Annotated in this window: 27 protein-coding genes and 4 pseudogenes; 11 read left to right on the forward strand and 20 right to left on the reverse strand. The window is 60.3% G+C overall.

All coding sequences use genetic code 11. The features are described from left to right. Positions 1-19 precede the first annotated feature (19 nt). Positions 20-1,071 (reverse strand): annotated as a pseudogene (locus BLU35_RS29755) (ABC transporter substrate-binding protein). A 221-nt stretch (positions 1,072-1,292) separates the two neighbouring features. On the opposite strand from BLU35_RS29755, the gene BLU35_RS29760 reads away from it, so the two are divergent. Beyond that, the gene (locus tag BLU35_RS29760; protein ID WP_093235749.1) at positions 1,293-1,982 is read left to right on the forward strand and encodes a helix-turn-helix transcriptional regulator; all 690 of its coding nucleotides are present in this window, start codon (positions 1,293-1,295) and stop codon (positions 1,980-1,982) included. Between the two features lie 46 nt (positions 1,983-2,028). Here the strand turns inward: BLU35_RS29760 and BLU35_RS36900 are convergent, their stop codons facing one another. From BLU35_RS36900 to BLU35_RS29790, 7 genes and pseudogenes are all read right to left on the reverse strand, one after another. After that, positions 2,029-3,288, reverse strand: a complete 1,260-nt coding sequence (locus BLU35_RS36900; RefSeq protein ID WP_502688192.1) for a flagellin — start codon at positions 3,286-3,288, stop codon at positions 2,029-2,031. A 198-nt stretch (positions 3,289-3,486) separates the two neighbouring features. Beyond that, a pseudogene (locus tag BLU35_RS36430) lies at positions 3,487-3,879 on the reverse strand (flagellin N-terminal helical domain-containing protein); the annotation flags it as partial. Positions 3,880-4,171: 292 nt separating this feature from the next. Beyond that, positions 4,172-4,450, reverse strand: coding sequence for an HU family DNA-binding protein (locus BLU35_RS29770; protein ID WP_093235751.1), 279 nt, complete (start codon positions 4,448-4,450; stop codon positions 4,172-4,174). Positions 4,451-4,690: 240 nt separating this feature from the next. Next, positions 4,691-5,314, reverse strand: coding sequence for a lysozyme family protein (locus tag BLU35_RS29775; RefSeq protein WP_093235752.1), 624 nt, complete (start codon positions 5,312-5,314; stop codon positions 4,691-4,693). 12 nt (positions 5,315-5,326) lie between these two features. Beyond that, a complete protein-coding gene (locus BLU35_RS29780; protein ID WP_093235753.1) occupies positions 5,327-6,484 on the reverse strand; it encodes a conjugal transfer protein TraB in 1,158 nt (385 codons plus the stop codon). Beyond that, positions 6,474-6,977, reverse strand: a complete 504-nt coding sequence (gene traF / locus BLU35_RS29785; RefSeq protein WP_286161666.1) for a conjugative transfer signal peptidase TraF — start codon at positions 6,975-6,977, stop codon at positions 6,474-6,476. The genes BLU35_RS29780 and traF overlap by 11 nt, the downstream gene beginning before the upstream one ends. Positions 6,978-7,036: 59 nt before the next feature. Further along, on the reverse strand, positions 7,037-7,657 hold the full coding sequence (locus BLU35_RS29790; RefSeq protein WP_176907490.1) for a BID domain-containing protein: 621 nt from the start codon (positions 7,655-7,657) through the stop codon (positions 7,037-7,039). Between the two features lie 19 nt (positions 7,658-7,676). On the opposite strand from BLU35_RS29790, the pseudogene BLU35_RS29795 reads away from it, so the two are divergent. Continuing rightward, positions 7,677-8,147 (forward strand): annotated as a pseudogene (locus tag BLU35_RS29795) (type IV secretory system conjugative DNA transfer family protein); the annotation flags it as partial. A 61-nt stretch (positions 8,148-8,208) separates the two neighbouring features. Next, positions 8,209-8,505 carry a WGR domain-containing protein gene (locus BLU35_RS29800; protein WP_093235758.1) on the forward strand — a complete coding sequence of 99 codons (297 nt, stop codon included), beginning with the start codon at positions 8,209-8,211 and terminating at the stop codon, positions 8,503-8,505. Between the two features lie 110 nt (positions 8,506-8,615). On the opposite strand, the gene BLU35_RS29805 is transcribed toward BLU35_RS29800, so the two are convergent. After that, entirely contained in the window at positions 8,616-8,927 is a 312-nt protein-coding gene (locus tag BLU35_RS29805; protein WP_065376481.1) for a DUF736 domain-containing protein, read from the reverse strand. Positions 8,928-9,371: 444 nt separating this feature from the next. Here BLU35_RS29805 and BLU35_RS36435 point away from each other — a divergent pair, with 444 nt between their 5' ends. Continuing rightward, a complete protein-coding gene (locus BLU35_RS36435; protein ID WP_093235759.1) occupies positions 9,372-9,551 on the forward strand; it encodes a hypothetical protein in 180 nt (59 codons plus the stop codon). Positions 9,552-9,882: 331 nt separating this feature from the next. On the opposite strand, the gene BLU35_RS36905 is transcribed toward BLU35_RS36435, so the two are convergent. After that, a complete protein-coding gene (locus BLU35_RS36905; RefSeq protein WP_502688188.1) occupies positions 9,883-10,350 on the reverse strand; it encodes a hypothetical protein in 468 nt (155 codons plus the stop codon). A gap of 18 nt (positions 10,351-10,368) precedes the next feature. Further along, positions 10,369-10,815 carry a DUF932 domain-containing protein gene (locus tag BLU35_RS36910; RefSeq protein ID WP_502688189.1) on the reverse strand — a complete coding sequence of 149 codons (447 nt, stop codon included), beginning with the start codon at positions 10,813-10,815 and terminating at the stop codon, positions 10,369-10,371. Between the two features lie 675 nt (positions 10,816-11,490). Between BLU35_RS36910 and BLU35_RS29820 the strand changes: the two genes are divergently transcribed. From BLU35_RS29820 to BLU35_RS29830, 3 genes are all read left to right on the forward strand, one after another. Then, positions 11,491-12,639, forward strand: coding sequence for a mandelate racemase family protein (locus BLU35_RS29820; RefSeq protein WP_093235761.1), 1,149 nt, complete (start codon positions 11,491-11,493; stop codon positions 12,637-12,639). Between the two features lie 18 nt (positions 12,640-12,657). Beyond that, positions 12,658-13,287, forward strand: coding sequence for an SGNH/GDSL hydrolase family protein (locus tag BLU35_RS29825; RefSeq protein WP_093235762.1), 630 nt, complete (start codon positions 12,658-12,660; stop codon positions 13,285-13,287). 86 nt (positions 13,288-13,373) lie between these two features. After that, entirely contained in the window at positions 13,374-14,972 is a 1,599-nt protein-coding gene (locus BLU35_RS29830) for an ABC transporter substrate-binding protein (protein WP_093235763.1), read from the forward strand. A gap of 514 nt (positions 14,973-15,486) precedes the next feature. On the opposite strand, the gene BLU35_RS29835 is transcribed toward BLU35_RS29830, so the two are convergent. The 9 genes from BLU35_RS29835 to BLU35_RS29875 form a co-directional block, all read right to left on the reverse strand. After that, on the reverse strand, positions 15,487-16,248 hold the full coding sequence (locus BLU35_RS29835) for an ABC transporter ATP-binding protein (RefSeq protein WP_093235764.1): 762 nt from the start codon (positions 16,246-16,248) through the stop codon (positions 15,487-15,489). Continuing rightward, a complete protein-coding gene (locus BLU35_RS29840) occupies positions 16,248-17,084 on the reverse strand; it encodes an ABC transporter ATP-binding protein (protein WP_058324689.1) in 837 nt (278 codons plus the stop codon). Before BLU35_RS29840 ends, BLU35_RS29835 begins: the two co-directional genes overlap by 1 nt. A 4-nt stretch (positions 17,085-17,088) precedes the next feature. After that, a complete protein-coding gene (locus BLU35_RS29845; protein ID WP_057251600.1) occupies positions 17,089-17,976 on the reverse strand; it encodes an ABC transporter permease in 888 nt (295 codons plus the stop codon). Beyond that, the gene (locus tag BLU35_RS29850; protein ID WP_057251601.1) at positions 17,976-18,998 is read right to left on the reverse strand and encodes an ABC transporter permease; all 1,023 of its coding nucleotides are present in this window, start codon (positions 18,996-18,998) and stop codon (positions 17,976-17,978) included. The genes BLU35_RS29845 and BLU35_RS29850 overlap by 1 nt, the downstream gene beginning before the upstream one ends. A gap of 109 nt (positions 18,999-19,107) precedes the next feature. Then, positions 19,108-19,458: a cupin domain-containing protein gene (locus tag BLU35_RS29855; protein WP_502688190.1), complete on the reverse strand. Its 351-nt coding sequence runs from the start codon at positions 19,456-19,458 to the stop codon at positions 19,108-19,110. 45 nt (positions 19,459-19,503) lie between these two features. Beyond that, complete coding sequence (locus BLU35_RS29860; RefSeq protein ID WP_093235765.1) at positions 19,504-20,244, reverse strand: FadR/GntR family transcriptional regulator; 741 nt, start codon at positions 20,242-20,244, stop codon at positions 19,504-19,506. 81 nt (positions 20,245-20,325) lie between these two features. Continuing rightward, positions 20,326-21,063: a FadR/GntR family transcriptional regulator gene (locus tag BLU35_RS29865; protein WP_093235767.1), complete on the reverse strand. Its 738-nt coding sequence runs from the start codon at positions 21,061-21,063 to the stop codon at positions 20,326-20,328. A 75-nt stretch (positions 21,064-21,138) separates the two neighbouring features. After that, a complete protein-coding gene (locus BLU35_RS29870) occupies positions 21,139-22,656 on the reverse strand; it encodes an aldehyde dehydrogenase (NADP(+)) (protein ID WP_093235768.1) in 1,518 nt (505 codons plus the stop codon). A 3-nt stretch (positions 22,657-22,659) separates the two neighbouring features. Beyond that, on the reverse strand, positions 22,660-23,454 hold the full coding sequence (locus BLU35_RS29875) for an NAD-dependent epimerase/dehydratase family protein (protein ID WP_093235769.1): 795 nt from the start codon (positions 23,452-23,454) through the stop codon (positions 22,660-22,662). 133 nt (positions 23,455-23,587) lie between these two features. Between BLU35_RS29875 and kduI the strand changes: the two genes are divergently transcribed. The 4 genes and pseudogenes from kduI to BLU35_RS29895 form a co-directional block, all read left to right on the forward strand. Next, a complete protein-coding gene (gene kduI, locus BLU35_RS29880; protein WP_093235770.1) occupies positions 23,588-24,412 on the forward strand; it encodes a 5-dehydro-4-deoxy-D-glucuronate isomerase in 825 nt (274 codons plus the stop codon). Beyond that, positions 24,409-25,152, forward strand: a complete 744-nt coding sequence (gene kduD, locus BLU35_RS29885; protein ID WP_093235771.1) for a 2-dehydro-3-deoxy-D-gluconate 5-dehydrogenase KduD — start codon at positions 24,409-24,411, stop codon at positions 25,150-25,152. The genes kduI and kduD overlap by 4 nt, the downstream gene beginning before the upstream one ends. Before the next feature lie 108 nt (positions 25,153-25,260). Next, on the forward strand, positions 25,261-26,172 hold the full coding sequence (gene kdgD / locus BLU35_RS29890) for a 5-dehydro-4-deoxyglucarate dehydratase (protein WP_093235773.1): 912 nt from the start codon (positions 25,261-25,263) through the stop codon (positions 26,170-26,172). 18 nt (positions 26,173-26,190) lie between these two features. Next, positions 26,191-26,465, forward strand: a pseudogene (locus BLU35_RS29895) (mandelate racemase/muconate lactonizing enzyme family protein); the annotation flags it as partial.

Below are 26,465 nucleotides of genomic sequence, written 5' to 3' on the forward strand. Positions count from 1 at the left end.
GCTTTTCATGAGTGTCCCTTCAACGGGCGTTGGGAACGACGTCACGTTCCCAACGTTCCGCCCAATCCGGCAGTTTTTCCTGAAGTCGCAGCAGATCGGGCAGGTCCAGAGGTTCGTTGTCAGATCCACGCGTGAGTTGGCGGTCTTTCAGCTCGTCGGGCACGGAAATGTCGCTGCGTGCGCTACCGACCCGACCCTGTATCCCGCGACCCATGCTTCCTGGCTCGACTTTTCGAGGAAGAAATCGATGAACTTCCGGGCCGCCTCCTTGTTCGCAGCTCCGACCGGAACGTTGAGCGTCGCAACAAGCGGAATGGTCCCTTCCTTCGGGCGAACGTAGTCGACCGGCAAGCCTTCATCGACCATCAGCTGCGCGCGGCCGTTCCAGAAGGGCATTGCCCAGACTGAGCCTTCGCGCAGATAGCTTTCGAGAATGGCCGAGGATTGCTCAAACCCCACCGATTGGGCAGACACCTTTGCCATGGCGTCAAATCCCGGACCGACATTGTCGATAAGGTCGCCTCCGTTCGTGACCGACATCATTTCGAGCAGATAGACGGCCATGATGTTCTGAAAGGTGGGGAGGATGACCCGCTTCTTGAGTTCGGGCTCGAGCAATGCAGACCAGGAGACAGGCTCTGTGGCGAGCTTGTCCGTGCGGTAAAGGAGAGAAAGGTACTGGACCTCGTGCACTGCTCCGCAAGGTCCCGCGACCGCCGCTAGATCGGCTTGAAGGGCGTTGAGGTTCGGGATCGACGCCGGCGTCAGTTTCTCGAGCAGGCCATCCTTGCACCCTTGAAGTGACTGTGATGCCGTCATGACGACCAGATCGAACCCAGGCCGGCCCTTGGTAGCCTTGATCTTGGCGTAGTCCTGCTGGGCAGATCCGACGGCATCATAGACGACGTCGATACCGGAGCGTTTCTCGAAGGGTTCAATGATCCGCTCCCGGATGATGTCCTCGTATGGGCCTCCATAGCTGTTGATGACTAGCGTTTCGGCCCCCGCCGATCCGGTACCGATGCCCGAAACTGTCAGGCACAAAGACGCGAGCAAGCGTTTCGCTCTCACGGTGTCTCTCCCATTCGTTGAAAACAGAACGAATGGTGACCCGCGGGAGTCCATGGGTCTAATCGGCGATCCCTAGGATTAATGTCCTAGGCATATTAATTCATCACATGCGCTGTGGTCTGAAGGGAGCCTTTCGAAGGCGTCTCAGGGTACTTTTCCCTATTGCGGCTGCTCTGCTTTAGATTGTATTTCGTATGATAATTTCACTGGCAAGCATGGCAATGGCGAGAGAAACACCCTTCAGCGCAGTCGCACGCAAGATGCTCGACAACTGGCTTCAGACCCACCCCGAGCAGCCGACTTCACCAGAAATTGTATATCGCGACATCGTCGACATGCTGTCGATAAAAATGCGCCTGACCGTGTTCACTGTTGAAGGCAACGACCCGAAGCGATGGTTCATGAAAGCCATCCGGCATTCCGGCTTCACGTCCCGCATTCTGAACATCAACAAGATATTTTCCGACGCCTACATCGGTGATTTCAAGGATCAGAGCTACATGGGAGAGGCCGTTATTCCGCGGCTCCAGCAGGTCGTATCCAGCCAGCAGCCTTCCATGGAGCTTGTCAAGACGCGTCTTTTCGGCGTCAACGTCGGCTATGATCGCATCCTGCTACCCCAGCGAAACATCGATCGACCAAAGTGGATCATTTCGTCCTCCTATGCTCAGTTCCTGCTCAGTCCGCCACGACGGCTCGAACAAATGGACGTCGCTGACGAAGCGATCATCCAGCTGCTGGTAGAGGGCGCGACCGCAAAGGAAATCGCCGCCGCACTTTCAATCTCACATCGCACCGTCGAACACCGCCTGGAGCGGATGAAGGAAAGGTTTGGAGCCAGGAACACGGTCCATCTCGTGGCCATGCTGATCGCCACGCACATCGAACGCGGGCACAGCATCGCACCATAATGATTGTCTGGTGCAAGGCATCAGGTGTAGGCAGGAGAACTCTGGATCACCTGAACAATTGCAGGATCGCTTCGCTGTTGTTGTTGGCAATATGCAGCGATTGGATCGCAAGTTGCTCCTGCGTCTGAAGCGCCTTGAGCCTTGTCGACACCTGGTTCATGTTGGCATCGACGAGGCGGCCGATGCCCTTGTCGATGGTGTCAATAAGCTTGTTTGCGAATTCCGACTGCATGTCGATGCGTTGCTTGAGGGCGCCAAGAACGGCCGCACCGTCGACCACCCGCTGTCCCGACACTTCGATGTAGTTCATATAGTGGTCGACCAGGTCAGGGTTCCGCTCGATGTCGATGTTGAGGAAGTTGATAGCTGGAAGCGGCTCGATGCTGACGACGATGTCCGAAAACCCCGCGCGCGTTCCGGCGCCCCACTTGCGATCAACCAGAGGGTCTGACTTGACGATGATCTTGCTCGGATCGGCGCTCGAGACTTGGATGACCGTGTCCGGCCAGTCCGCATCGAGCAGGGACCGCAGCAGGGTTACCATCTCGTCGGCCGTTTCGATGGCCCCCGTGTCCTTTCCAAGAAGGTTGTTCACGTATGTCCGGTCAAAGGAGTACGATTTCGAGGGGGCACCGTTTATCGCAAATTGAAAACTGACCTCGACGCCCTCAGGAGTGTCGCCGTCCATATGGAGCGTAAATGGGTCGAATTGCAGCGACAGCGCTGACCCTCTTTCACCGTAGTTGGATTTTTGTATCAGACCGCCCGTGCTGACCCCGATGCTGCTCAGATTGACAATCTCGACGTAGGAGCCGTTTCCGTGCGTCTGGAGCGTTGCAATGCTCATAAGGACGTCGTCGTGAATCCAGTTGTTCGAGCCCGGTGGCTGATAGTGGCCATAGTTTGCGCTGACAGACGCTCCTTCCGGATTTAGCAGCGTATTCAGCAAGCCGGCGAACTGGGTGTTCGTGGAGATGATGCCCCCAAGACTGGCGTCATAGGCGTCAACCTGCGCTTTGGTAATCGTTATTGTCTTCGTGTATCCAGGGTAGTACGGGCCCGGGAGATCGCGAAGCTCTGCGGTGATCCCGGTATCCCCCGAGGGGTCGTATTCCCTGTCCAGGATGATATCGAACTTGATTTCAGCGCCCGGGCTACTGAAATCCAAGGGCGATCCATTTGGAAAATCAAAGGAGAAACTTCCCGCCACCCCGGCATTCCACCTTGGGTTCATCCAGCTCGATCCTGTTTCGGTGTAGTAGATCGTGGACGAACCGCTTTGAGGATAAACAGTGTCGTACCTCATGCCCCCGATTGTCTTGACGTCGCGAGGATCGGCCTGGAGTAAACCTCCGCCTGTGGTGTTGAACAGGCTGATCTCGTCAAGGTGGAGATCGATCGTACCGAGCGAGACGCTGCCTGACGATCTGGAGAAGGAGGAGACGAGCGACACCTTGTTCGCATTGAGGTCGTAAATTTGTCCGATATCCGTATTGAGCCAGTTCTGTCCGCCAAATCCGGAGGACGTAGCAATGCTTACGACCATCTGCTTAAGCTGATTCAGTTCGGACTGGATCTTTGCCTTGTCGACGCCGGGCTCCTTGGCCGCAACGAGCTTCGCCTTGAATTCTTGCACTACATCGATGACGGCCTCCATCCCGGCATAGGCCGTATCAATCTTGGCTGCGCCGAGACCGAGCGCGTCCGCTACGGCGGAAATCGACATTTTGTCCGAACGCATGGTCGTTGAAATAGACCAATATGCCGCGTTATCGGCGGCGGTGCGGATACGGAGCCCCGAACTGGCCTGGACTTGTGTCTCTGCAAGGTTGGAATTGATCGACCGAAGGATCTGAACTGCGGAACTAGCTGAAGTGTTCGTCAGAATGCTTGTCATCAAACGGTGCCGATTCTATCAATTTTTCAAAATGAACGGCGATCGTCATGATGCCAGGCCGGCTGTACGAGCCGCCCGCTGACTATGGTTTGCAAAGAGTTAACCGAAACGGCTGGTCGGCAGGGTAGAAATACCTGCAGACCATGGATCGCCAAATTGGCGCATGTTTTGCGCTGCGGATCGATCGACGAAAAGCACCGCTGAGCAAACAGACGTTATTCGTTCGCTTGGCTGGTGTGTGCCACGGTCACGACCTTGAATGGCCCCGCGCCGGGGTGCGGGGCCATTTTTCCTAGCTGTTCAGCGCATCCTTCAAGGCCTTTGCTGGCACAAAGGTCACCTTCCTGGCGGCGGCAACCTTGATCGTCGCTCCCGTTGCGGGGTTTCGGGCCTCGCGTTCCGGCGTGGCCTTCACCTTGAATTTTCCGAAACCGGGCAGTGACGTCTCGTTGCCGGAGACCGACGCGGCAGTGATCGCTGCAAGCACCGCCTCGACAACGGCTTTGCTTTGAACCTTTGTCAAACCGTGTTCGCTCGATAGCTTTTCAGCGATTTCATTCGTTGTCGTCAAAGCTGTTCCTCCTTGTTTTTTTGACGGAAACGATCCTCCCCGTGAGCGCGAGCGATGTCACCGGATTTCGTTGCTCGAGCCGCGATCTTCCACAGTTTGTGCTCATCGGCGACCACTTGCGGGGTCGGACATCAGAATTCAGGTCAATGATCGCGCGAGCATCACAGCTCGTAGAACATCCTCGCCAGGGCGATCGGATTTCGGATCGCATCCCTTGCAGGCTCAACTTAGGTGATCGGCCTATCTAACCGGCTCGCCCGCTGCGTTCACACCGGTGCGCGAGATATCCACCCGCATGCCGGCAGAAGTAACGTCATCAGCCTCGACCTCGCCACGCACCGGCAATGGCGCTTCATCCGTAGAAGATTGCCCCTCGGCGGTGACCCCTTGCAGGAACATCCGTCCGCCTGGGTCCTGCGCCCGGAATACATCCTTCCCTTCGAACTCACCCGAAACCCACGCATTGAGGCTGTCGGACAGGACATAGGGTAGCACTTCCTTGCTCGCGTTGCTGCCATACCACGCGGCGACGATCCGCATGACTTTTGCGAACATGGCTGTCCCCATGCGAAGGTTCTCGCAGGCATCGAAGAGGGCAGGGCTCAATTCCATGCCACTCTCGATCCCAAGGTGAGCGGGGTACGAAGTCACTCCAACCCGCACGGTCGCCTGCCCGACATACCGGCGGGCAATTGCGAGCGCCTCATCGGGGGTCGCTGCCTTTTCCACCAGGATCCTCTTCCGACCGACCTTGACCGTCACAGCCAGTGGATCGCCGTCGCCAACCGCGTTGACGAAGGCATCGACCACATTTGCCTCAAGCGACGGATCTGCGCATTTCTCGATCAGGAGCGCCTCAAGCATGATTGATCCAGATCACGTGTTGAAGGAAATCACGAGCGGTGTGCCGAACAGTCGGGCCCATGCGGCCACGCTGGCGCGTTGGATATCTACGATGGAACTGCCTGCCGTCCACCAGCCGTTCCCAACGGCGACCATGATGTCGGGCCCTTCCAGCATCGACTGAAGAACCGGCCAGACGAGCAACTGCTCATAGCAAATCAGCGGAGCAATCCGGCGACCGCCCACCTCGGCAACCGGGTTGGCAAAGAAATGCGCACGCGCACCACCCTGTTCACCGAACCATGGGCCCCAGGGACGCCACATGGAGACCGGAACAGGCATCCGCTCCCGATAGAGGATGCCGCCGCCATCGATCATGAGGAGCACGTTGTCGTATCCTGCAGGATCGAGCGACGCAGCGCCGGCAATGACCGTAATCCCGCTTCCTTGCAATCCCTCCCGCCAAAACGTCGAAAGCGTCGGCGTCCAGAACCCCAGCGCACTCTCCGGGAGAACGATGACGCGTGCACCTTGGCTTGCGGCCCCATGCACCGTTGCGATCAGGTCACGCTGTCGCCTTAGAGATGCGTCGCGACCAAGCGAAGACCCCATTTCGAGGTCGACGCCATGCCATGCGAGCGGTACCTTCGACTCGGTCCAGATAGCGGCGGACCAGAGCCAAAAGCCTGCCAAGGCAACGACGACAGCCGGTCCCATGCGGGTTGCGAGGCCCATGAGCCCGGCTGTCATGGCCGCCAATCCCCACCATCCCCAGCCAGGAAACAGAACGCCCGAGGCGGTGACCGGATGTGCCCATCCGGTTATCCCGAAGGGTGGAACCGCCATCACCAGCATCGCAACAAGAAAGCCAAGCGGCCTCCGGGCCTGGCGCTTGCTCCAGGCCGCCAGATGAACCAGGACGAAGCTCACGGACGCTACGAGCCAGAAGATGAGGCCCGCCCAGACGTCCGTTGAATAGAAGTGTGAAACTCCATGCGGAAGCCCTCGCGATGCCGCCATAAAATACCCGGCGGAGACAATCACGACCGCCATCCTGTTCGGCGCCCTCGACCAGATCAGAGCGAACGCACAAGACGCCGGCAACAGCAGCACATTTCCGTTCCAACCGATCCATCCGGCCAGAATGGCAGCAATCGCCAGCACTCCAGTTAGCATGAGATCAGGGCGCATAGGTCAGCACCGCCTCAGCCAAACCGAGAACTCCGTCTGCAGGTACCGGACCGAAGTACCGGGAGTCCCAGGAAGCGGAAAAACGGGAATGGAGGAACACGTGGCCGGCCGGCACAATTCCGCTCTTAAAAGACGAAAGCGGGCGGCCACGACCATCGCTGCTTCGAACATCGCTGTGTTCGATCAAGCGACCGTCAATCCGAAGGACGCGACCGATCTCAAAGCCTTCTCCGTCAAGCGCGATCACCGTCTTTATGAGCGGACCGTATCCGCCAGGGCAAAGGCCGCCCCTGAGATAGCCGCGCAAGAGCGCCTCGCGAAACCGGGGGGCGTCAGGCGGGCAAACAAAGACGAGGTCACCAGTCGCGACCGCACCTGTGAGCGGACGGATGCGCCAAAGACCGAGCGATTGGCTTGGCGTCCAGTTGAGCCGATAGCCGCAAGCCAAACCGTAAAAGAGAATGGTGAGCGATGGCAGCAATCCGGCCAACATCACCAGGATTGGTCTTTGACGCCATTGGCGCGTTGTTCCTGAACGAGGGGAGACGTTTGTCACTTGAGGCCGAGCCCCTTCGTTTGCGATTGGCGGTGCGTTTCAGACAGTTTCAGGCCCTCGGCGAGGCGATCACGCGCAGAAAGCTCCTGGATCGTCCGCATCAGGTCCCAGGCCAGTCGCACTTCAGTCTTCTGTTGAGGGGTCATACCCGCGGTGACGGACGCAAAGATCTCGCCATCCGGCACCTTGGCAACAACCCCGAGGAAGGTGCGCTCGCCGAACCTTTGGCTAACCGCCGTTGAAAATCGCTCCAGTTCTGTTCTGACTGACGGGTCGAGCGATGTGCGTTCAAGGCGTGCCGGATCATGCCGGTCGAGCGCTTCGCGCATGTGTTCGAGCGACCGCTTGGCCGCCGGAGAGAGAGCTGGGATCTCGATCGCCAATTTCGAACGAAGGGCATTTTCTTCAGCCACATACATGCGTTCGGCCTCAGTTCGTGCGCGAATGTAATCTGCGAGGTTTCGGGCGAGCGCCGGCACGTTGAGAAGCGCGATCTCGCGATCCTGTTTGTCGGCGCTGCTCGCAAACATCCCGGCCCTGCCATTGAGCGTGCCAAAATGCTGAGGCTCGCTTGCGAGCTTTTGCAGGACGTTCGCAGCGAGCGACGCATCATTCAGCGAGGCATCGACCTTGGCGGCTCGCCTCGGTTACCTGCGCATTCTAGAGACGGCACGCGACACCGGTCGCAAGTACGGGATATCACTCACGCTGATCTTTCAGTCGATCGGCCAGATGCGCGAGACCTTCGGTGGCCGCGACGCCACGAGCAAATGGTTCGAGAGCGCGAGCTGGATCTCGTTTGCCGCCATCAACGATCCTGAAACGGCCGAGTACGTTTCAAGGCGCTGCGGCGCGACGACCGTCGAAGTCGATCAGGTGAGCCGCAGCTTTCAATCGCGGGGGTCGTCACGCACGCGCTCCAAGCAACTTGCGGCGCGGCCGCTCATCCAATCGGACGAAGTGCTGCGCATGCGCGCTGACGAGCAGATCGTGTTTACGGCGGGAAATGCGCCTCTTAGATGCGGCCGGGCCATATGGTTCAGACGGGACGACATGCGAGGCTGCGTAAAACAGAACAGGTTTCGCACTCCGCCGACAACCACCTAATCTTACCCGGCGATCCATCACAAACGTGAATCGATCAGGCCGGACCGATTCAAAACACTCGTTGGACGGGATTCCGGGCATCGGCGATGGTACTCTCATGCTCAGTCAGCCCTACCAGCTCTATGTCGAACGAACCGACGCAAACAGGAACATGGCCCGGTTCTATGCCCTGTCAATCGACCGGACGCTGTTTGGAGAGGCCTGCCTGACGCGGCGCTGGGGAAGGATCGGTCAAAGAGGCCAATCGATGGTCCATCATTTCGAAAGCGAGCAAGAGGCGGTCGCGTTGTTCCTTGATGTTCTCAGGAAAAAGCGCACCCGGGGATATCGGCCAGCGGTAAAACGCCCCTCGAAGTGACGACGAAGTCCGCCGAACGCAGCGAGAACCGATGCGACCGCGAACGGTGGTCGTAATCGCTTGGGCGAACCAAGAGAGGTGGCCCCGCCTGGAGGCGGGGCCTAGTTGCCTCAATCCCTGTTGGAACGGGACCAGATCAGCTGGTAGCCGTCTTCGCCCTCGACTTCCGCGAGCGTCGCGTAGATCGGAGCGGGAAAGCTCGGGTCGTCGAGCTTGACCGAGAGGTAGTCACGGCCGGTCTGCTCGGAGCTCTTCTGCCAGGCCGCACCGAATTCGACGTTGCCGGCATAGATGCGGAAGTGAGGGCCTTTGTCGGAGGGGTGTTCGATCCGTGCAATGCGAGCCTTGACGTTGAGGGCCAGCGTGCGGATCGACCCGTTGAAGCCGTTGTCGGTGGAGGTGAAAGTGCCAATGGTTGCCATGTCGAAGTTCCTTTCTGGTGTTTCGGGCCGCGCCCTTCGCGGCCTCGATGGCTGTCGAAAAGACCGGGGACGATCGGACCGCACCCATAGGTCCAAAATGAAATGGAGGGCGGCAAGGAGCAGTTTTGTTGGATGGCGAGGAATGGCGGCTTGAGCCGCCAGGGGTAAGAAAACTGCGGATGCCGTTGCGGGAGGACGATCGAGGCTCCAGCCGCTTTCCGGTCAGACACGCCCATCGAGCCCGCGCAGGACGCTTCCGCAGCAAGAAAGAACATTGCCTGGCAAGAGGGTGAAACAGGACCACCCGGCGACGATCAGCATCCAGCGGACTGCTTTATCCGTAGCCGCCGGCTCGCGCCGCATCTACATCCTCGATCAAGGCACGGTTGCCAATGGCGTAGTGCACGATATCGTTCGATTGCGATTCGTCGCCTTGGGGGAACCATGCGTCAGCAAACAAAGTCATTCATCGTCGAGATTAAACCGTCGCGGAAACCGAAGTCCGGCATGCGGAAAACGTCGATCTGGGGAAAGTTAGATCTCAGGGCGAGCGACGACCAGCTTGAAACGACACGGACCGGACAGGAGGCGGCTGCTCCGGCTAAGGTCGGCGAGCAACGTTAACCCAACGCCGGTCGCATCGTTGTTCGAACCGAATGTAGAAGTTGGAAAGGGGCCGGCGACGACGCCAGCCCCAATCTGATAGTTGCTACACTCGCGGTTTCGATCGACCGCTCAAACACTCTAGGTCAACTTGGGGCGGGCACAAGATTGCGGCGGGGACGCACTAAATATCCCCCGTCTTTCCACCGGTCGTCCACAAGATAGGCAAACCCTACTGCAATGAAAGAAAACCCGTTTTTGTGCGATGTGGCGATCACCATCGCGGTGCACGGATGTGGATAAATTTTCGGGCGGGCAGGGGTGTTTGAGGGGCGGGGTTTTGGGGCGCCCCTCAATCCACCAGCAGGGAGGCGTGCTTGTGCCCACCCCGTTTGTGCCGGATCTGGCGCAATCCAACCGGAAAAGAAGCTGCCGGACGTCGAAGAGCGCCTCGCATGCAGACGGTTCTGGACGCGAGGCGATCGAAACCATTTCTATTGCGGATCAAACTGGCCATCCGTTCCCCTACAAGCCAAAGAGCCTTGTTGAGCTTGATATCCTGATCGATGCCATTAATCGGGCGGGACGTCGATCTGCGCGGTCTGCCGGTTTCATCGCGACTCACACCGCGCAAACCACCTTTGATGCTGTTTTCTTGAACGACATTCCACACCGTCCAAAGGTCGTCAGTGCGGTCCTCCTGGCGACGGGGCACAAGCAATTGTTCTGGCTTGATCGGAGTCGTCACGGCGCCGTCAGCGTCACCAAAGCGCAGCAGATGCGCCGCCTCCGCCAACACCTCCTTTGCATCCCGCCCCATTCTGAAGCTCGACCAGTCTTAGGGCGCTGCCAGGGCGCGTTCGGCCTCTGCGAGCACGCGATAGGTTCCTTCGATCACCTTGTCTTGAACGTCTCCGGAGTGCCGGACTTTGATCGCGTCAATCGTTCCGGTCTGGGCCACGAGTGAATTGAGGCAGCAAACTCGGAATAGCCCCGCGAGCAACTCATAGGCACTCGTTCCATCATTTGCGTTTTTGAGGAGGATTTCGCAGACGGTGTCACCCACTTTGTAGACATTTCCGTCATCGAGGCGGCGAAGACGGAGAAGGTGCTTGGTAAAGTTGGCCTTTCCTTCCGTGCGGCTGACTGACTGACGCGCTCCGACCGGCGCGAAGCCCTCCTTCATCAGCCCACGCAGGATTTCGATTGTCGGGATTGGCATGAAGCGCTCCGAGCGGCTTTCGTGCGCCGAGGTTGCAAATATCGAAGGCGCAATGCCACGCATCTCATCCTCGGTGAGCGCGCGACCCGTGTCGAAACGGGCAGCTCTGGCGTAGATGCTCATTATCATTTCTCCTTTTCCCTTGGACCGCGAAGCAGGGCCGCGTCCTGCTTCCCGGGGCCGCGCGAGCGGTGGGGATGGAGGGGGAAAACAGTCTTCGCGGGGAACCGCCTGCACGGAACGCAAGCGCAGCGAAGAGGAGGAAGGTGGGCGGAAGACTGTTTGGGGGAGAGAAGGGGCAAGGTCCCTCGGTCCCCTTCAACCGATCCGAGAGGTTCGGTCATTTCACAATGAAGCGTATCGGAGCTTTCAGCATAGCGCCGCGGCAGCGGGAAAGCGGGAATTCGCGTCGCGCGAAGGCGGAAAAAGGGCCGCCGCAGGAGCTTCAACATAGTGGCCCTAAGGGGGAGCGGGATCGACCGCCCCGTCCTTCGCGTTCGCCAAGCCTCAATGTCTACGGCCTGCCCCATTGCTTCCCACGGTTCAAGCTGCTGGGTGAGTGGCGCGAGACCACGATATCGCCTCCAGGTCGCGCGACGTCGATCAGGAGGCACGCCACCTATCAGGCACTTATCAAAATCTGTCATACATATTTGACAAGATTGCTGACATCTGTCTATTCTCACATTAGACAAGTTGGCGCGGCTAGGCCGCTGCCTTTCGCATACTGGAGGAATAATGATCATCACCGACGTTGAAGTGCGGGTTTTCCGCACGACCACTCGCCGCCACTCGGACAGTGCTGGTCACGCGCATCCCGGCCCGCCGCATCAGGTCGAGCAGGCGATGCTGACCATTCGGACGGAAGACGGTCACGAGGGGCATTCCTTCACGGCGCCGGAAATCGTTCGGCCGCACGTTATCGACAAGTTTGTGAGGAAGGTCCTGATCGGTGAGGATCATCGTGATCGCGAACGGCTATGGCATGACCTCGCACACTGGCAGCGCGGGTCCGCTGCACAGCTCACGGACCGTACCCTGGCGGTTGTCGATTGCGCGCTGTGGGATCTGGCAGGGCGCACTTTGAACCAACCTGTATACAAGTTGATCGGCGGCTACCGCGACAAGGTACTCGCCTATGGTTCGATCATGTGTGGTGACGAGCTTGAGGGTGGCCTTGCAACCCCCGAGGACTATGGGCGCTTCGCAGAGATCCTGGTCAAGCGCGGCTACAAGGGCATCAAGCTGCACACCTGGATGCCGCCGGTCAGCTGGGCTCCAAACGTGAAAATGGACATCAAGGCCTGCGCCGCCGTGCGCGAAGCGGTGGGACCGGATATCCGCCTGATGATCGACGCCTTCCATTGGTACTCTCGCACCGATGCGCTGGAACTCGGGCGGGGGCTCGAAACGCTTGGCTTCGACTGGATCGAGGAGCCGATGGATGAGCAGTCGCTTTCGTCCTACAAGTGGCTCGCAGACAATCTCGATATTCCTGTCGTCGGTCCGGAAAGTGCCGCCGGCAAGCATTGGCACCGCGCCGAGTGGATCAAGGCGGGCGCCTGCGACATCCTTCGCACAGGCGTCAACGACGTCGGCGGCATTACGCCGGCGCTGAAGACGATGCACCTTGCCGAAGCATTCGGCATGGAATGCGAAGTGCACGGCAACACGGCGATGAACCTGCATGTCGTGGCCGCCACCAAGAACTGCCGCTGGTACGAGCGCGGCCTGCTCCATCCATTCCTCGAATATGACGACGGCCACGACTACCTGAAGTCGCTGTCCGACCCCATGGATCGCGACGGCTACGTCCATGTGCCGGATCGCCCAGGTCTTGGCGAGGATATCGACTTCAATTTCATCGAAAACCATCGCGTCCGGTAGCGAGCGAGGAAGCTTGTGATGAAGACCATTCTCGCTTTCGGAGACAGCCTGACCTGGGGCGCCGACCCGGCAACGGGCCTGCGCCATCCGCCGGAAGGACGTTGGCCTGATGCTCTGGGCGAGGCGCTTGGCGGCCAGGCAAGGATCATTGCCGAAGGACTCGGTGGTCGCACTACCTGCTACGACGACCACGCGGGGCCCGCATGCCGCAATGGCGCCAAGGCGCTGGAAGTGGCGCTGGCCAGCCATATGCCGATCGACCTCGTCATTGTCATGCTCGGTACCAACGACATCAAGCCTGTCCATGGCGGGCGGGCAGAAGGGGCGGTTTCGGGAATGCGCCGGCTGGCGCAGATCGTCGAAACCTTTCCCTACAAACCCAAGGGGGCTAAACCGAAGCTCCTGATCGTCGCGCCGCCCCCCTGTTCGCCCGGTCCCGGCGGACAGCCGGCGGCGGGCCGCAGCGTGGCCGAATCCGAGAGGCTGTCTCCGCTCTACCACAAGCTCGCGAACGAGCTTGGCCATCGATTTTTTGACGCCGGTTCGGTTACGCGCGCGTCCGAAACCGATGGTGTGCATCTCGAAGCCGCAGACACGGCAGCAATCGGACGGGCGCTTGCGGCGCCCGTCGGCGAAATTCTTGGCTGATCTGGTCTTTGCCTGTGGAGGAACAGGCCGGCGGATCTTGTAATAGGAAGGTCGGTTCCCGAGTGGACGACCGCAAAGGAGGAAGCATGAAACACTTTCTAGCAACGGTCGCATTCGGTGCGCTTCTCGTCACCACGATGCCCCATGTCGTCCTGGCCGAAACGCCCGAGGATCAGCTCGTCGTCGCCACGACCATGAGCAACATCCTCACCCTCGACCCGGCAGCCATTACCGGCCGCGAGACGGTCCAGGTTCTGAACAACATCTACGACACCCTTGTCGTCCTGTCGCCTGAGGACCGCAGCGTTCAGCCGCGGCTGGCGGAACGGTGGGAAGTGGCCGACGACCGCATGTCGATCCGGTTCCACCTGCGCAGCGACGCCAAGTTTGCTTCCGGCAATCCCGTCACCGCCGAGGACATCGCCTGGAGCCTGAAGCGTCTGCTTGCGCGCAACCTCGCGCAATCGTCCTTCCTCAAGACCCGCGGGTTTACGCTGGAAGCGGCCGACAAGCTGTTCGTCGTCGAAGACGATCGCACCTTCGTACTGCATCTGCCGAAGGCTGACGACCCGAACCTGCTCCTGATGGTCCTTGCGCAAAACGGGCCGGGCTCGATCATCGACAGCAAGACGGCTCTCGAAAACGAAAAGGACGGCGATCTCGGCGCCGGATGGCTGACCTTGAATTCGGCCGGCTCCGGTCCGTTCACACTGACGCAGTGGAAGTCGAACGAGTTCATCATCCTCACCCGCAACGGCGAGTACTGGGGCGAAGCGCCGGGCATGAAGCGCGTGCTGCTTCGCCACCTGCCGGAATCGCAGTCGCAGCGCCTGCTTCTGGAAAAGGGCGACATCGACGTTGCCTACTCGCTTCAGGCGCCGGACCTGAAATCGCTGGAAGCCGACAAGGCGATCACGATTGAGTCGACTCCGGGCTCTGGCTTCTACTACCTCAGCGTTTCGATGAAGGACGAACGGTTCGCCAACAAGAAGGTCCGTGAGGCGCTTCGTTACCTCATCGACTACGAAGGCCTCGACAAGGCGGTAATGCCCTACTACGGCAAGCTGCACCAGCGGCCGCTGTCGACGGGTGTGCTTGGCGCCTTGCCGGACGAAGGCTACAAGCTGGATGTCGCGAAGGCCAAGGCCCTGCTTGCAGAGGCGGGCTATCCGGAAGGCTTCAAGACCACCTTGCGCGTGCTTTCCGAAGACCCCTTCATGAAGGCGGCGACCGCCATCCAGAACACACTCGGCCAGGCCGGAATTCAGGCGGAGCTCATCAGCGGTTCGGGCGACCAGATCTACGGTGCCATGCGTGAACGGAAGTTCGAATTGTTGCTCGGTCGCGGCGGCGGCGGTCAGCAACCGCACCCGGACAACAACCTGCGGTCCGTTGCCTATAACCCGAACAATTCCGATGACGCGAAGCTCACCAACTACCAGAGCTGGCGCACCAGCTTCTTTAACGAGAAGCTGAACAAGATGATCGAGGAGGCGCTGGTCGAGCGCGACACCGCCAAGCAGATCAAGCTCTATGAAGGCGTACAGACCTACATGGACGAGATCGTCATGTCGATCCAGCCGTTCTCGGAAGTCGTCGACACAGCAGCCTTCCGAAGCGACGTGAAGGGCATGATCGTCAGCCCATGGCTCTCGCGCTTCGAAGGAGTGAAGAAGGAACGGTAAGCCCAGGCTTCGATTTCAACGGGTTTGGAAAGGCGCGTCGCCAGGCGCGCCTTTTTGTTGTTTGGGCAAGTGCAGGCTTCATACGTCGGGGCAAGGCCGCGAGTGGCGGTGCATGTCAGACACGGTATTGGCGACGCCCGGAGCGGCAGGAGCATTGACCGGGACGTTGGGCCATGACCAGCCTGACAGGCACGGCCGTCGCCATTGACCCGGTGTCGATACCTGAACCTCCTTGCCGACCTCCCAGCGACGATCGAACACATTGCAAGGAGAACGACAAAGCATAGCTTTGCGGATGCAGTGTGCGAGCTTCCCTGGCACGCGACCTCCGTTGGGCGAGGGTCGTCCTGACGGCCCTGCTAATTCCGTCACGACCGCGCTCAAAATCAGTTTCCTTTGCTGCAAAAGAAATGCCCGGCACTGGGCCGGGCAAGTCGGGGGGAGAAACCTTGTCACGCGTCGCAAGCTGAGGAAGTCCGTCTTGCAATTGGGGAGCGCCCAGCGTCAGGGAACGTCAGTGCGCGCCCTCGTATTCCAGCGATGCACCGATCAGTTCTCGAGCATAGGGATGGGTTGCTCGATTTACGGGGATCGCCTCGCGCGGCAGAATTTCGGTGATTTCGCCATGGAGCATGACGGCAAAGCGGTCGCACATATGGTCGACCACGGCGAGATCGTGCGTCACCATGATGTAGGTGAAGCCACGTTCGTCCCGCAGGCGCTGAAGCAGGTTGAGGATCTCCGCCTGCACCGAAACATCGAGCGCCGACGTCGGCTCGTCGAGCAGCAACAGCGATGGTTCGAGGATCAACGCGCGAGCGATCGCCACCCGTTGCCTTTGGCCGCCGGAGAGCTGATGAGGGAACCGGTCGAGGAATGAGATCGGGAGGCCGACATCGGTGATGGCCTTGCGAATGCGCTCTTCGCGGTCACCAAGTTTGTGGATGACGAGCGGCTCGTTGAGGACGGTGCGCACCGACTGGCGCGGATGCAGCGAGCCGTAAGGGTCCTGGAACACCATCTGCAGCATGCGGCAACGCTCGATGAGCGGCATGTCGCGCACCGGCTTTCCGCCGATGAGAATGTCACCGGTCCAAATCTCTGTCAGCATCGAAACGCAGCGCAGGACCGTGGATTTGCCCGAGCCGCTTTCGCCAACGAGCCCGAAGCACTCGCCGGGTTGCACCGAGAAGGTGACGCCTGGAAGAACCTTGGCGGCCGTTGGACCCGTGCCGAAGGTGATAGCGAGATCGCGGCATTCGACTGAAACGGACATCAGGCAATTTCCTCCAGCCATTCAGGACGGCGATCAAGCACGGCAAGCGGCGCGCGCCCGCCGCCGATCCGCGGCTGTGCCGCGAGCAAGCCGCGCGTATAGGGATGCTTTGCCTTGTCGAGGTCCGCGGCGGCCAAGGTTTCAACGATGCGACCGGCATACATGATCAGGACGCGGTCGCAGAAGTTACGCACCAGGTTCAAGTCATGGCTGATCATGATGAGGCCGATGCCGCGATCCCGGACAAGACCATCAAGGATGTTCAGCACCTGCAGCCGCACCGTCACATCGAGCGCCGAAGTCGGCTCGTCAGCGATGACGAGGTCCGGGTCGGCAAGCAGCATCATGGCGATCATGACACGCTGGCCCATGCCACCGGATATCTCGTGCGGATATTGGTCGTAGACGCGCTTCGGGTCGCGGATCTTCACCGCTTCAAGCATGGCAAGGGCCTTGTCGCGCGCTTCGGCCTTTGAGCACCTGAAGTGCCGCAGATAGGTTTCCGCCACCTGGTCGCCGACGCGGCGAATGGGGTTCAGCGAAAACTTCGGATCCTGCAGGATCATCGACATGCGCCGGCCGCGGACCTTGAGCATTTCCTTTTCGGAGAGCGACGGCAGATCGAGCTCGGCAAAGCGAAGCCGGTCGGCGGTGATGGTTGCGCCAGGCAGAAGGCGCAAAAGCGCGCGTCCGACCGTCGATTTGCCGGAGCCGCTTTCACCGACGATACCGAGTCGCTCGCGTCCCAGAGTGAAGGAGACGCCGCGCACTGCGTCCGTCGGAGCGCCGCCATAGCGGATGCGCAGGTTCTCGACTTCGAGAATGGTCTTTTCCATGGGGCTATCTCCGGTTCATCTGCTTCGGATCGAGCGCGTCACGCAAGCCGTCGCCAAGCAGGTTGAATGCGAGACTGACGGAGAGGATGGAGATGCCCGGGAAGGTGACGAGCCACCAGCTGTCCAGCATGTACTTGCGGCCGGTCGCGATCATCGCGCCCCATTCCGGAAGCGGAGGTTGCGCACCGAGCCCGAGGAAGCCGAGGCCGGCGGCGGTCAGGATGACTGTCGCCATGTTCAACGTCAGTCGGATGAGGACCGAAGGCAGGCACATCGGCATGATCGACTTGAAGATGATGCGCGTCGAGGAGGCCCCTTGCAGTCGCGCAGCCGAAATGTAATCCGCCTTGCGGAAGGTCATCGCCTCAGCGCGCGCCAGCCGTGCGATGGGCGGCCAGGAGGTGAGCGCGATCGCGATGATGGCGTTGTTCAGGCTTGGACCGAGCGCTGCGACGAAGGCGAGCGAGAGAATGAGGCTCGGAAAGGACAGGAAAATGTCGGTGATCCGCATCATCACCGTATCGACCTTGCCACCGAGGTAACCGGCCGTCGTGCCGATGATGAGACCGATCGGACCGACGACGATCGAGACGAGGAAGATGATCGTGAGCGTGATGCGCGCGCCAAAGACCAGCCGGCTGAAGATGTCTCGGCCAAGCTCGTCGGTGCCGAACAGGTGACCGTTGCCGGGCGCCTGCAAGGTGTTGGCGAGATCCTGCGCATAGGGGTCATGGGTGGCGATCAGCGGCGCGAAGGCGGCGACAAGGACAAGCAACGCCAGCACGAAAAGACCGAAGGTCGAAGTCGGGCTCTTCAGCAGGAAAAGAACGATGTTCTTCAGCGCTTGAACGGGTGCCGGCAGACGGAAGGTGGGTTGAACGCGTGCGTCCATCAGCGTGTCCTCGGGTCGAAGATGCGGTAGAGAACATCGGACAGGAGGTTGAGCCCGATGAAGATGATGCCGACGATCAGCACGCAGGTCATGACAGCATTCATGTCGCCGGTAATGAGATTGCTGGTGAGATATTGGCCAAAGCCCGGCCAGGCAAAAACCGTCTCGATCAGCACGGCCCCTTCGAGCAGCGAGCCGTAGGCAAGCGCAATGATGGTGACCAGCTGGACGCGGATGTTGATAAAGGCGTGTTGCCAGATCGTCTGGCTGCGCGAAAGACCCTTCACCCGCGCTGTCGTCACATATTCCTGGCCCAGCTGATCAAGCATGAAGCTGCGCGTCATGCGCGTGATGTAGGCGGATGAGGAATAGCCGAGCAAGGCAGCCGGCAGGATGATGTGGTTGACCGCCGACCAGAAAACATCCATCTCGCCAGCCACCAGGCTGTCGATCAAGAGGAAGCCGGTTCGTTCCTCGACAAGGCCGATATAAAACTGGTCCATCCGCCCGCTGCCGCCGACGAGGCCGAGATGGGCGTAAAAAACGATCAGCGCGATCATGCCAGTCCAGAAGATCGGCATGGAATGACCGAAGAGGCTGAAGACGCGCACGACATGATCCGGCCAGCGATCCTTGTTGACGGCGGCAAGGACGCCGAGCGGAACGCCAAGCCCCGCGCCGATGAGGATCGCGAAGGTGGCAAGCTCGATCGTCGCCGGCATCACATGCAGGATATCCTGAATGACAGGCTGGCCGGTGCGAATGGAGGTACCGAAATTGCCGGTGAAGACGTCTCCCAGGTAATAGAAGAACTGTTCCCAGAGCGGTCGGTCGAGACCCAGCGAGCGGTAGACCTGCTCGTACGTCTCCCGGGTCGCATCTTCTCCGACGATGGCGCGAACGGGGTCGGCGGGCATCAGCCGGCCGATGAAAAAGGTCAGGAGAAGCAGGCCGAGCAGCGTGACCGCGATGGTCCCGATCTGTCCGGCCGCGCCATAGAAGCGGATTCGGCGTAGTGACATGGTTCCTCCGTGTGTCAGTCGCCTGAAGGTAAGGCGGCACAGGCTCCTATCCTGTATGACAACTTTGGCAAACCTGTCACAGGTTTGTCATGCTGTCAAGCCAAACCGATCACAGGAAATCATCGCGTCGGGGCGTGAAGCAGTCGATAAGCTCGCCCGCCTCAAGGCATTGGCACCCGTGCTCGGTGTCTCCGGGGATAACGAGACTATCGCCTGCCTGCAATTCATAGGCCTCGCCGTTGCGGAAGAACCGGAAACGGCCGCGCGCCACATAGGTGGATTGCACGTGCGAATGTCTGTGCAACTTGCCTTTGGCGCCGGATTCGAAGCGAAACGACACGACCATGAGTTCGGGGGAATCGGAAAGAACCTGACGGGTGATGCCAGCGTCCGGCGACACTGCGGGGAAAGTGGGAAGAGTCATGTGAACCTCGGCGATGTTGTATAACATCATCACCATACATGTTCTCATACTTGTATGACAACTATATCGTCGGCTTCCCGATCAATTTTCTTCGATTGCCATGGTGCGCGAACGCAGAAGCACCTTGTAGCGCTCCAGGCTTCCACGAAGGTGGGCGCGCATCCGTTCACGCGCGGCTTCCGCATTTCCCTCGATGATGGCATCGACGATCTGGCCGTGCTCCTCCTGCAGGTGGAGGTTATAGTCCTTCGGGCGCGATCCGGGCGCCGACCCCTGCAATTCGCCGCGCGGGATGATGCCGGAGCGGATCAGCTGAAGAAACTCCGGGAAGCGGCGGTTCTGAGTGGCCTCCGCAATCGCCAGGTGAAGCTCGAAATCTGCGTCACGCGTGGGCGCGCCCGCTGCCAGGCATTCGCCGACACGGTGATGGGCCTCGAGGATTGCCTCTATCTGCGCCGCCGAGCGACGAGATGCAGCAAGCCCTGCTGATTCCACCTCGAAAACCGTCCTCAATTCAAGGAGTTCGATCACCGAGGAAATCCGTTGCGTTGCAAGGTCCTTGAAGGGCTGGTTCTTGTCCTGCTGGGTTTCAAGGGCAAAGATGCCGGCGCCCTTGCGTGCCTCGACAAGACCGTCTGCGCGCAGGATCGCGATCGCCTCCCGAACGACAGTGCGGCTGACGGAATATTCCTTTGTGAGGGCGCTTTCGCTCGGAAGCCTGTCGCCGGGGCGAAATACACCCTCTGTCAGTTCGCGGCGCAGTGCAGCGCTGATCTTTGCCGCCAGCGAGGTGCCGCGAACGTGATTGTTTTCGGCTTCCATTTTCACTCCGCCTGTGTCGAACCTGTCTGGCATGTTATCCGTTATCTGTTCGAATGCAAGGGCGGCTACGGACGCGCATCCTCAGCGTGCGGCGCGCAACATGGAGCGGTAGCGGATCTGGCTGTTCTTGAGGTGGTTGCGCATCGCCGCGCGTGCTGCATCCTCGTCGCCGTTCTGTATCGCTAAGAGAATTGCTTCGTGTTCGTCCACAAGGCGGCTGAGCTCGTCAGCGGGAAGAACAGCCTCCTCGCCGCTGTCCACGATGGCGCGACGGGGGATGACGGCCGGGCCGAGCGCCTTAAGAAACTCGCTAAAGCGCGGATTGCTGGTTGCCTCGGCGATCGCGACGTGAAAGCCGAAATCAGCCTCGGCGGTCGGTTTGCTCGCAGCCGCACAGGCTCTGAAGGCATCAAAGGCTTCGATGAGCTTGCCTTCCTGACCGGGCGAGCGGCGAAGGGCTGCAAGTGCGGCCGCGTCGCCCTCGACTGCGGTTCTAAGCTCCAGCATCTCGATCAGCGACGACACTCGCGTGAGGTCGACCTGTTGAAACGGCCGCCGCGCGGACGCAGCCTGCTCCAGCAGGAATACGCCCGCTCCCTGCCGAGGTTCGACCAGACCGTCGGAGCGCAAGGCCGCAATCGCTTCGCGTACGACTGTGCGGCTAACGCCGAATTCCTGGGTGAGCTGTGCTTCGGACGGCAGGCGGTCGCCGGGATTGTAGCGCCCCTTGGCTATCTGGGAACGAAGAGCATCCGTCACCTGCGCCACGAGCGTTTTGCCCTGGAAGACGGAGGGATCGGATGTCGTCGCTGTCATCATGCAAGGGGCCGCTTCCAAGATCTTCGTCGCTCCGTTTGTGGATACGCCATCAATGGGTGATGGCGCAATCCGTCGCTACGCCGACTTCAGATACTGAGGCATCAGCCGCTCAGGAATGTTCTGATAGGAGATGGGCCTTAGGAACCGGCGGATGGCCATGGTACCGACCGAGCTTGCGCCGAAATTGGTGGACGCGGGATAGGGACCGCCGTGAACCATTGCATCGCAGACCTCGACGCCAGTCGGATAACCGTTGGCCAGGATACGGCCCGCCTTGCGTTCAAGGATCACCATGAGCTTGCGCGCGAAATCGACATCTCCATCGTCGAGATGGAGGGTTGCCGTCAACTGTCCCTCGAAACGCTTTGCCACCGCGATCATCTCTTCGAAGCTGTCGACCGTGACGATCAGTCCAAGTGGACCGAAGACTTCCTCTGCAAGGACATGATTGCAGAGCCATTCACGCGCCGGGACGACAAAGAGATTGGGCGTGGCATCCCGCTGACCACAGCTTGTACTGAGAATCTCGCGAACGCCGCCCCCCTTCGATACGCGGTCGCGTCCTTCGCGATAGGCCCTGGCGATGCCTTCGGTGAGCATGGCCTGCGGCTCGACGCCTGAAAGTGCTGCGCGGGCAGCTTCCGCGAAGGCGGGCGCCTGCTCGGCAAGGATCACCGCGATGCCCGGATTGGTGCAGAATTGCCCGGCCCCCATGGTGAGTGAACCTGCCCATCCCTTGGCGATCTCCGCGCCGCGCGCCTTGATCGCCTCCGGCAGGAGAAACATGGGGTTCACCGAGCCGAGTTCGCCGAAGAAGGGAATGGGCTCCGGCCGCCCTGCGCAAAGATCGAAGAGCGCCCGCCCGCCGGCAAGTGAACCGGTGAATCCGACGGCCTTGATCAGCGGGTGCGTCACGAGGCCCGTACCGACGTCGCGGCGGCCACCCTGGATCAGTGAAAACACACCTGGGTGCAATCCGTGCGCCCTGATGGCAGCCAGTGCAGCCTCGGCGACGATCTCGCCGGTTCCTGGGTGTGCCGAATGACCCTTGACCACAACCGGGCAGCCTGCTGCGAGCGCCGAGGCGGTATCGCCGCCCATGGTCGAGAAGGCCAATGGAAAATTGGAGGCGCCGAACACCGCAACGGGACCGATCGGCCGTTGGATCAGACGGATGTCGGAACGGGGCAGGGGCTTGCGATCCGGCAAGGCCTCATCATGTCGCCTGTCGAGGTACTCGCCCTTGCGAATATGGGAGGCAAACAGCCGAAGCTGGCCGGTCGTGCGTGCGCGCTCGCCTTCGAGGCGGGCTGCCGGCAATCCGGTCTCCGCGCTTCCGATCTCGGTGATCGCCGCCCCCCGCGCCTCTATCTCATCGGCGATGGCGTCGAGGAATGCTGCGCGCTCGTCACGGGTCGAGTAGCCGAAGGACCAGAAGGCTTCCTCCGCGGCCTCGGCCGCCTTGTTCACCAGTTCGGTCGTTCCGACGGAGAAATCAAAGCCCGGGCCTAACGCCGGCTCGCTTTTGAATGTCTGCCCGGTTGCGATCCATTCGCCTGCGACCAGATGTTTTCCATGCGGTTTGAAGATCATTCATCACTCCCTAAAGATCGGATTGTCGACATAGGCACCGCCCTGAAAGCGAGCCATGGATTCGTCGGGGCCGGGCTGCGGCGAGGCCTCCGAAAGGCGCGTCCGGAAGAATTCGGCATTGTCCCTGGGTTTCCAGCCCAGCCAGCCGAGGTGTGCGTTGTCCCACCAACCGGCGTCATTTGCCGATGCACCCCAGATCACGGGACAGCCCAAAACCGGGACGCGGAAGATCGCCTCGATCAGCGATGCGAAGTCTTCGTGCGAAAGCCAGGTCGACAACATCCGGTGGTTCGTTGGCTCTGGGGTACAGGAGCCGATCCGAACCAGTGCCGTCTCCTGCCCGAACTTCTCAAAATACAGGCGCCCAAGCGCCTCGCCGAAGCATTTGGAGACCCCGTAGAGCCCATCCGGGCGGAACGGGGCGTCGGGCTTGAGCCGGACGGTTTGCGGATAATAGCCGATCGTATGGTTGGAACTGGCAAAGACGATGCGCGGCTGGCCATTGGCGCGAGCGGCTTCGAAAAGATTGTAAAGACCGACGATGTTGCCGCGCAGGACCCCCTCAAACGGACCTTCGACCGATGCTCCGCCAAGATGGACGATACCGTCGCAGCCAGCGACCATGGCATTCACCGCTTGACCGTCGGCAAGATCGCATTGGACGAGCTCCTCATGGTCAGCTGGTGCTCCAAGACCTGTGCGATCAGCAAGGCGGATCGTGTCGGCCAGGCCACAGAGCCGTGTGCGCATCACACGGCCAAGCTGACCCGCCCCGCCAGTGATGAGAAGGCGTTTCATTCCAGGTCTTCCCATTGAGGTGTTGCAATCGAAAATCGAGGTTGGCATTTGCCTCTTGACGTTGTCAGACATATCATACAACTATGCCTAACACATATTATATGTTGGTCGCAATCACTGAAGGAGGACTTTCATGCTGACCGTCGAAACGCGGCAAGCCGTCAATCCGGACTATGCAAAGACGCTCGATACCGAGGGTCTCCGCAGGCATTTTCTGGCCGAGGACATGTTCCGGTCGGGTGAGATCCGGTTGATTTATACCCATTACGATCGCTTCGTGATGGGCGGCGCCGTTCCCGCGGGCGAGCCGCTGACGCTCGACGGGGTGGAAGAGACCAAGACGCCCTCGTTCCTCGATCGGCGCGAGATGGGCGTCGTCAATGTAGGCAAAATCGGCACGGTCACGACCGAACAGGGCACCTACACCCTCAACCGCGGCGACGTTCTCTATCTCGGAATGGGAACAGGCCCCGTCACCTTCTCCGGGGAGGGGCGCTTTTACATCACGTCCTGCCCGGCCCATCGCAGCCTGCCCGCCCGGCTTGTCACCATTGCTGACAGCAAGGAAGTCAAACTCGGCACGACCGAAACCTCCAATAAGCGCACGATCAACCAGTTCATCCATCCGCTCGTCATGGAAAGCTGCCAGCTCGTTCTCGGCTATACGACGCTTGAAGATGGCTCGGTGTGGAACACGATGCCTGCGCATATCCATGATCGCCGCATGGAGGCCTATCTCTATTTCGGCATGGACGAAAAATCCCGTGTGCTGCACCTGATGGGCGAACCACAGGAAACCCGCCATCTCTTCATTTCCAACGAGGAAGGCGCGATTTCTCCCCCCTGGTCTGTCCACTCGGGCGCCGGCATCGGATCCTATACCTTCATTTGGGCCATGGCCGGCGACAATGTCGACTATACCGATATGGAGTTCATCCAGCCCGGGGAACTGAAGTGACAAATCTCTTTTCGCTTCAAGGCCGTAAGGCCCTTGTCACCGGCGCGAACACCGGGCTTGGGCAGGCGATCGCCGTAGGACTTGCTGCGGCTGGCGCCGAGGTAATCTGCGCCGCGCGCCGCGCGCCCGAGGAAACGCTTGAAATCATTGCAAGAGCTGGCGGGACAGCTGCACCGCTTGCTCTGGACTTTGCCGATCCCCTGGCCGCGCGCGATGTGTTTGCCGGAAAGGGCTACGATATCCTCGTCAACAATGCCGGCATCATCCGCCGCGCGGATGCGGTGGAATTCAGCGAGGCCGACTGGGATGACGTCATGGACGTTAACCTGAAAGCGCTGTTCTTCACGTGCCAGGTCTTTGCCAAAGAACTGCTGGCTAAGGGCCGGCCCGGAAAAATCGTCAACATCGCGTCGTTGCTGTCCTTCCAGGGCGGCATCCGAGTGCCATCCTATACGGCCGCCAAGCATGGCGTGTCGGGCCTCACCAAGTTGCTTGCCAACGAGTGGGCCGCAAAGGGCATCAATGTGAACGCGATCGCACCCGGCTACATCGAAACCAACAACACCGAAGCGCTGCGCGAAGATCCCGATCGCAACAAAGCGATCCTTGATCGCATCCCAGCCAATCGTTGGGGCAAGCCCAAAGACATCGCCGGTGCTGCCGTCTTCCTGTCGTCGACTGCGGCCGATTACATTCACGGCGCCATTCTCAATGTGGACGGCGGCTGGCTGGCTCGCTGATGCTGTCGCCGACTGCGAACTCATCATATGAGTTATATGATGAGTTGATACGGAACTGGCCCGTGCCCCGAAATTTTATCATCCTGAAAACACGTAGAGGATTAAGAAATGACCCCAGAACAGATCAAGGCCGCGCTTGGATCGGGCCTCCTTTCCTTCCCGGTCACGCACTTCGACAAGGACGGTCGCTTTGCGCCGGAAAGCTACAAGGCACATGTCGAGTGGCTGGCGGGCTACAAGGCGCCGGTGTTGTTTGCTGCCGGCGGAACCGGCGAGTTCTTCTCGCTGAAGCCCGATGAAATCCCCGGCATCGTTGCCGCCGCCAAGGAGGTTGCTGGCGAAACGGCGATCGTATCCGGCTGCGGCTATGGCACGGAGGTTGCGGTCGATATCGCCCGCTCGGTCGAGCGGGTTGGCGCCGACGGCATCCTGCTCCTGCCCCACTACCTGATCGATGCGCCACAGGAAGGGCTTTACGCCCATGTGAAGAAGATCTGCCAGTCGGTTGGCATCGGTGTCATGGTCTATAACCGCGATAACTCCGTGCTGCAGCCCGACACGCTGGCCCGGCTCTGTGACGAATGCCCGAACCTGATCGGCTTCAAGGATGGCACCGGTGATATCGGCCTCGTGCGCCAGGTCACCGCCAAGATGGGCGACCGGCTGATGTATCTCGGCGGCATGCCGACCGCCGAGCTTTTTGCCGAGGCCTATCTCGGTGCCGGCTTCACCACCTATTCGTCCGCCGTCTTCAACTTCGTTCCGGGTCTTGCCAACGAGTTCTATGCGGCGCTGCGCAGCGGCGACCGCGCCACCTGCGAGCGCATCCTCAACGATTTCTTCTATCCGTTCATGGCCATCCGCAACCGCGCCAAGGGCTATGCCGTTTCGGCGGTCAAGGCGGGCGTGCGCCTGCAGGGCTTCAATGCCGGCCCAGTGCGCAGCCCGCTCAAGGACCTGACGGGGGCCGAAGTCGAGATGCTCGACGCGCTCATCGGCAGTCACAAGCGCAAAGCGTGACGGGCAGGGAGGAGTGGCATGAAGATCGTTGCCGTCCGCACGCATCTCCTCGAGCATCGGCTGGCGGTGCCGTTCGAAAGTGCGTCGATGCGCTTTGATCGGCGCGCCCATGTGCTAGTCGAGATCGAATGCGACGACGGGACCGTCGGCTGGGGCGAATGCCTTGGGCCGGCGAGACCCAATGCGGCCGTGGTCGCGGCCTATTCCCCCTGGCTGATCGGCCAGGACCCGCGCCAGACCGAAAAACTCTGGGCGATTCTCTACAATGCGCTGCGTGATCAGGGGCAGCGCGG

Origin of the sequence: Sinorhizobium sp. NFACC03, assembly GCF_900103435.1 — a bacterium.
GTDB lineage: Bacteria > Pseudomonadota > Alphaproteobacteria > Rhizobiales > Rhizobiaceae > Ensifer.

What these genes read in the sequence shown, in the direction of transcription:
- BLU35_RS29760 (WP_093235749.1), top strand. Translation starts at nt 1,293, where the DNA reads ATGGCGAGAGAAACACCCTTCAGCGCAGTCGCACGCAAGATGCTCGAC.
- BLU35_RS36900 (WP_502688192.1), bottom strand. Translation starts at nt 3,288, where the DNA reads ATGAGGTACGACACTGTTTATCCTCAAAGCGGTTCGTCCACGATCTAC.
- BLU35_RS29775 (WP_093235752.1), bottom strand. Translation starts at nt 5,314, where the DNA reads ATGCTTGAGGCGCTCCTGATCGAGAAATGCGCAGATCCGTCGCTTGAG.
- BLU35_RS29780 (WP_093235753.1), bottom strand. Translation starts at nt 6,484, where the DNA reads ATGCGCCCTGATCTCATGCTAACTGGAGTGCTGGCGATTGCTGCCATT.
- traF (WP_286161666.1), bottom strand. Translation starts at nt 6,977, where the DNA reads ATGTTGGCCGGATTGCTGCCATCGCTCACCATTCTCTTTTACGGTTTG.
- BLU35_RS29805 (WP_065376481.1), bottom strand. Translation starts at nt 8,927, where the DNA reads ATGGCAACCATTGGCACTTTCACCTCCACCGACAACGGCTTCAACGGG.
- BLU35_RS36435 (WP_093235759.1), top strand. Translation starts at nt 9,372, where the DNA reads ATGCGTCAGCAAACAAAGTCATTCATCGTCGAGATTAAACCGTCGCGG.
- BLU35_RS36905 (WP_502688188.1), bottom strand. Translation starts at nt 10,350, where the DNA reads ATGGGGCGGGATGCAAAGGAGGTGTTGGCGGAGGCGGCGCATCTGCTG.
- BLU35_RS36910 (WP_502688189.1), bottom strand. Translation starts at nt 10,815, where the DNA reads ATGCGTGGCATTGCGCCTTCGATATTTGCAACCTCGGCGCACGAAAGC.
- BLU35_RS29820 (WP_093235761.1), top strand. Translation starts at nt 11,491, where the DNA reads ATGATCATCACCGACGTTGAAGTGCGGGTTTTCCGCACGACCACTCGC.
- BLU35_RS29825 (WP_093235762.1), top strand. Translation starts at nt 12,658, where the DNA reads ATGAAGACCATTCTCGCTTTCGGAGACAGCCTGACCTGGGGCGCCGAC.
- BLU35_RS29830 (WP_093235763.1), top strand. Translation starts at nt 13,374, where the DNA reads ATGAAACACTTTCTAGCAACGGTCGCATTCGGTGCGCTTCTCGTCACC.
- BLU35_RS29835 (WP_093235764.1), bottom strand. Translation starts at nt 16,248, where the DNA reads ATGTCCGTTTCAGTCGAATGCCGCGATCTCGCTATCACCTTCGGCACG.
- BLU35_RS29840 (WP_058324689.1), bottom strand. Translation starts at nt 17,084, where the DNA reads ATGGAAAAGACCATTCTCGAAGTCGAGAACCTGCGCATCCGCTATGGC.
- BLU35_RS29845 (WP_057251600.1), bottom strand. Translation starts at nt 17,976, where the DNA reads ATGGACGCACGCGTTCAACCCACCTTCCGTCTGCCGGCACCCGTTCAA.
- BLU35_RS29850 (WP_057251601.1), bottom strand. Translation starts at nt 18,998, where the DNA reads ATGTCACTACGCCGAATCCGCTTCTATGGCGCGGCCGGACAGATCGGG.
- BLU35_RS29855 (WP_502688190.1), bottom strand. Translation starts at nt 19,458, where the DNA reads ATGGTGATGATGTTATACAACATCGCCGAGGTTCACATGACTCTTCCC.
- BLU35_RS29860 (WP_093235765.1), bottom strand. Translation starts at nt 20,244, where the DNA reads ATGGAAGCCGAAAACAATCACGTTCGCGGCACCTCGCTGGCGGCAAAG.
- BLU35_RS29865 (WP_093235767.1), bottom strand. Translation starts at nt 21,063, where the DNA reads ATGATGACAGCGACGACATCCGATCCCTCCGTCTTCCAGGGCAAAACG.
- BLU35_RS29870 (WP_093235768.1), bottom strand. Translation starts at nt 22,656, where the DNA reads ATGATCTTCAAACCGCATGGAAAACATCTGGTCGCAGGCGAATGGATC.
- BLU35_RS29875 (WP_093235769.1), bottom strand. Translation starts at nt 23,454, where the DNA reads ATGAAACGCCTTCTCATCACTGGCGGGGCGGGTCAGCTTGGCCGTGTG.
- kduI (WP_093235770.1), top strand. Translation starts at nt 23,588, where the DNA reads ATGCTGACCGTCGAAACGCGGCAAGCCGTCAATCCGGACTATGCAAAG.
- kdgD (WP_093235773.1), top strand. Translation starts at nt 25,261, where the DNA reads ATGACCCCAGAACAGATCAAGGCCGCGCTTGGATCGGGCCTCCTTTCC.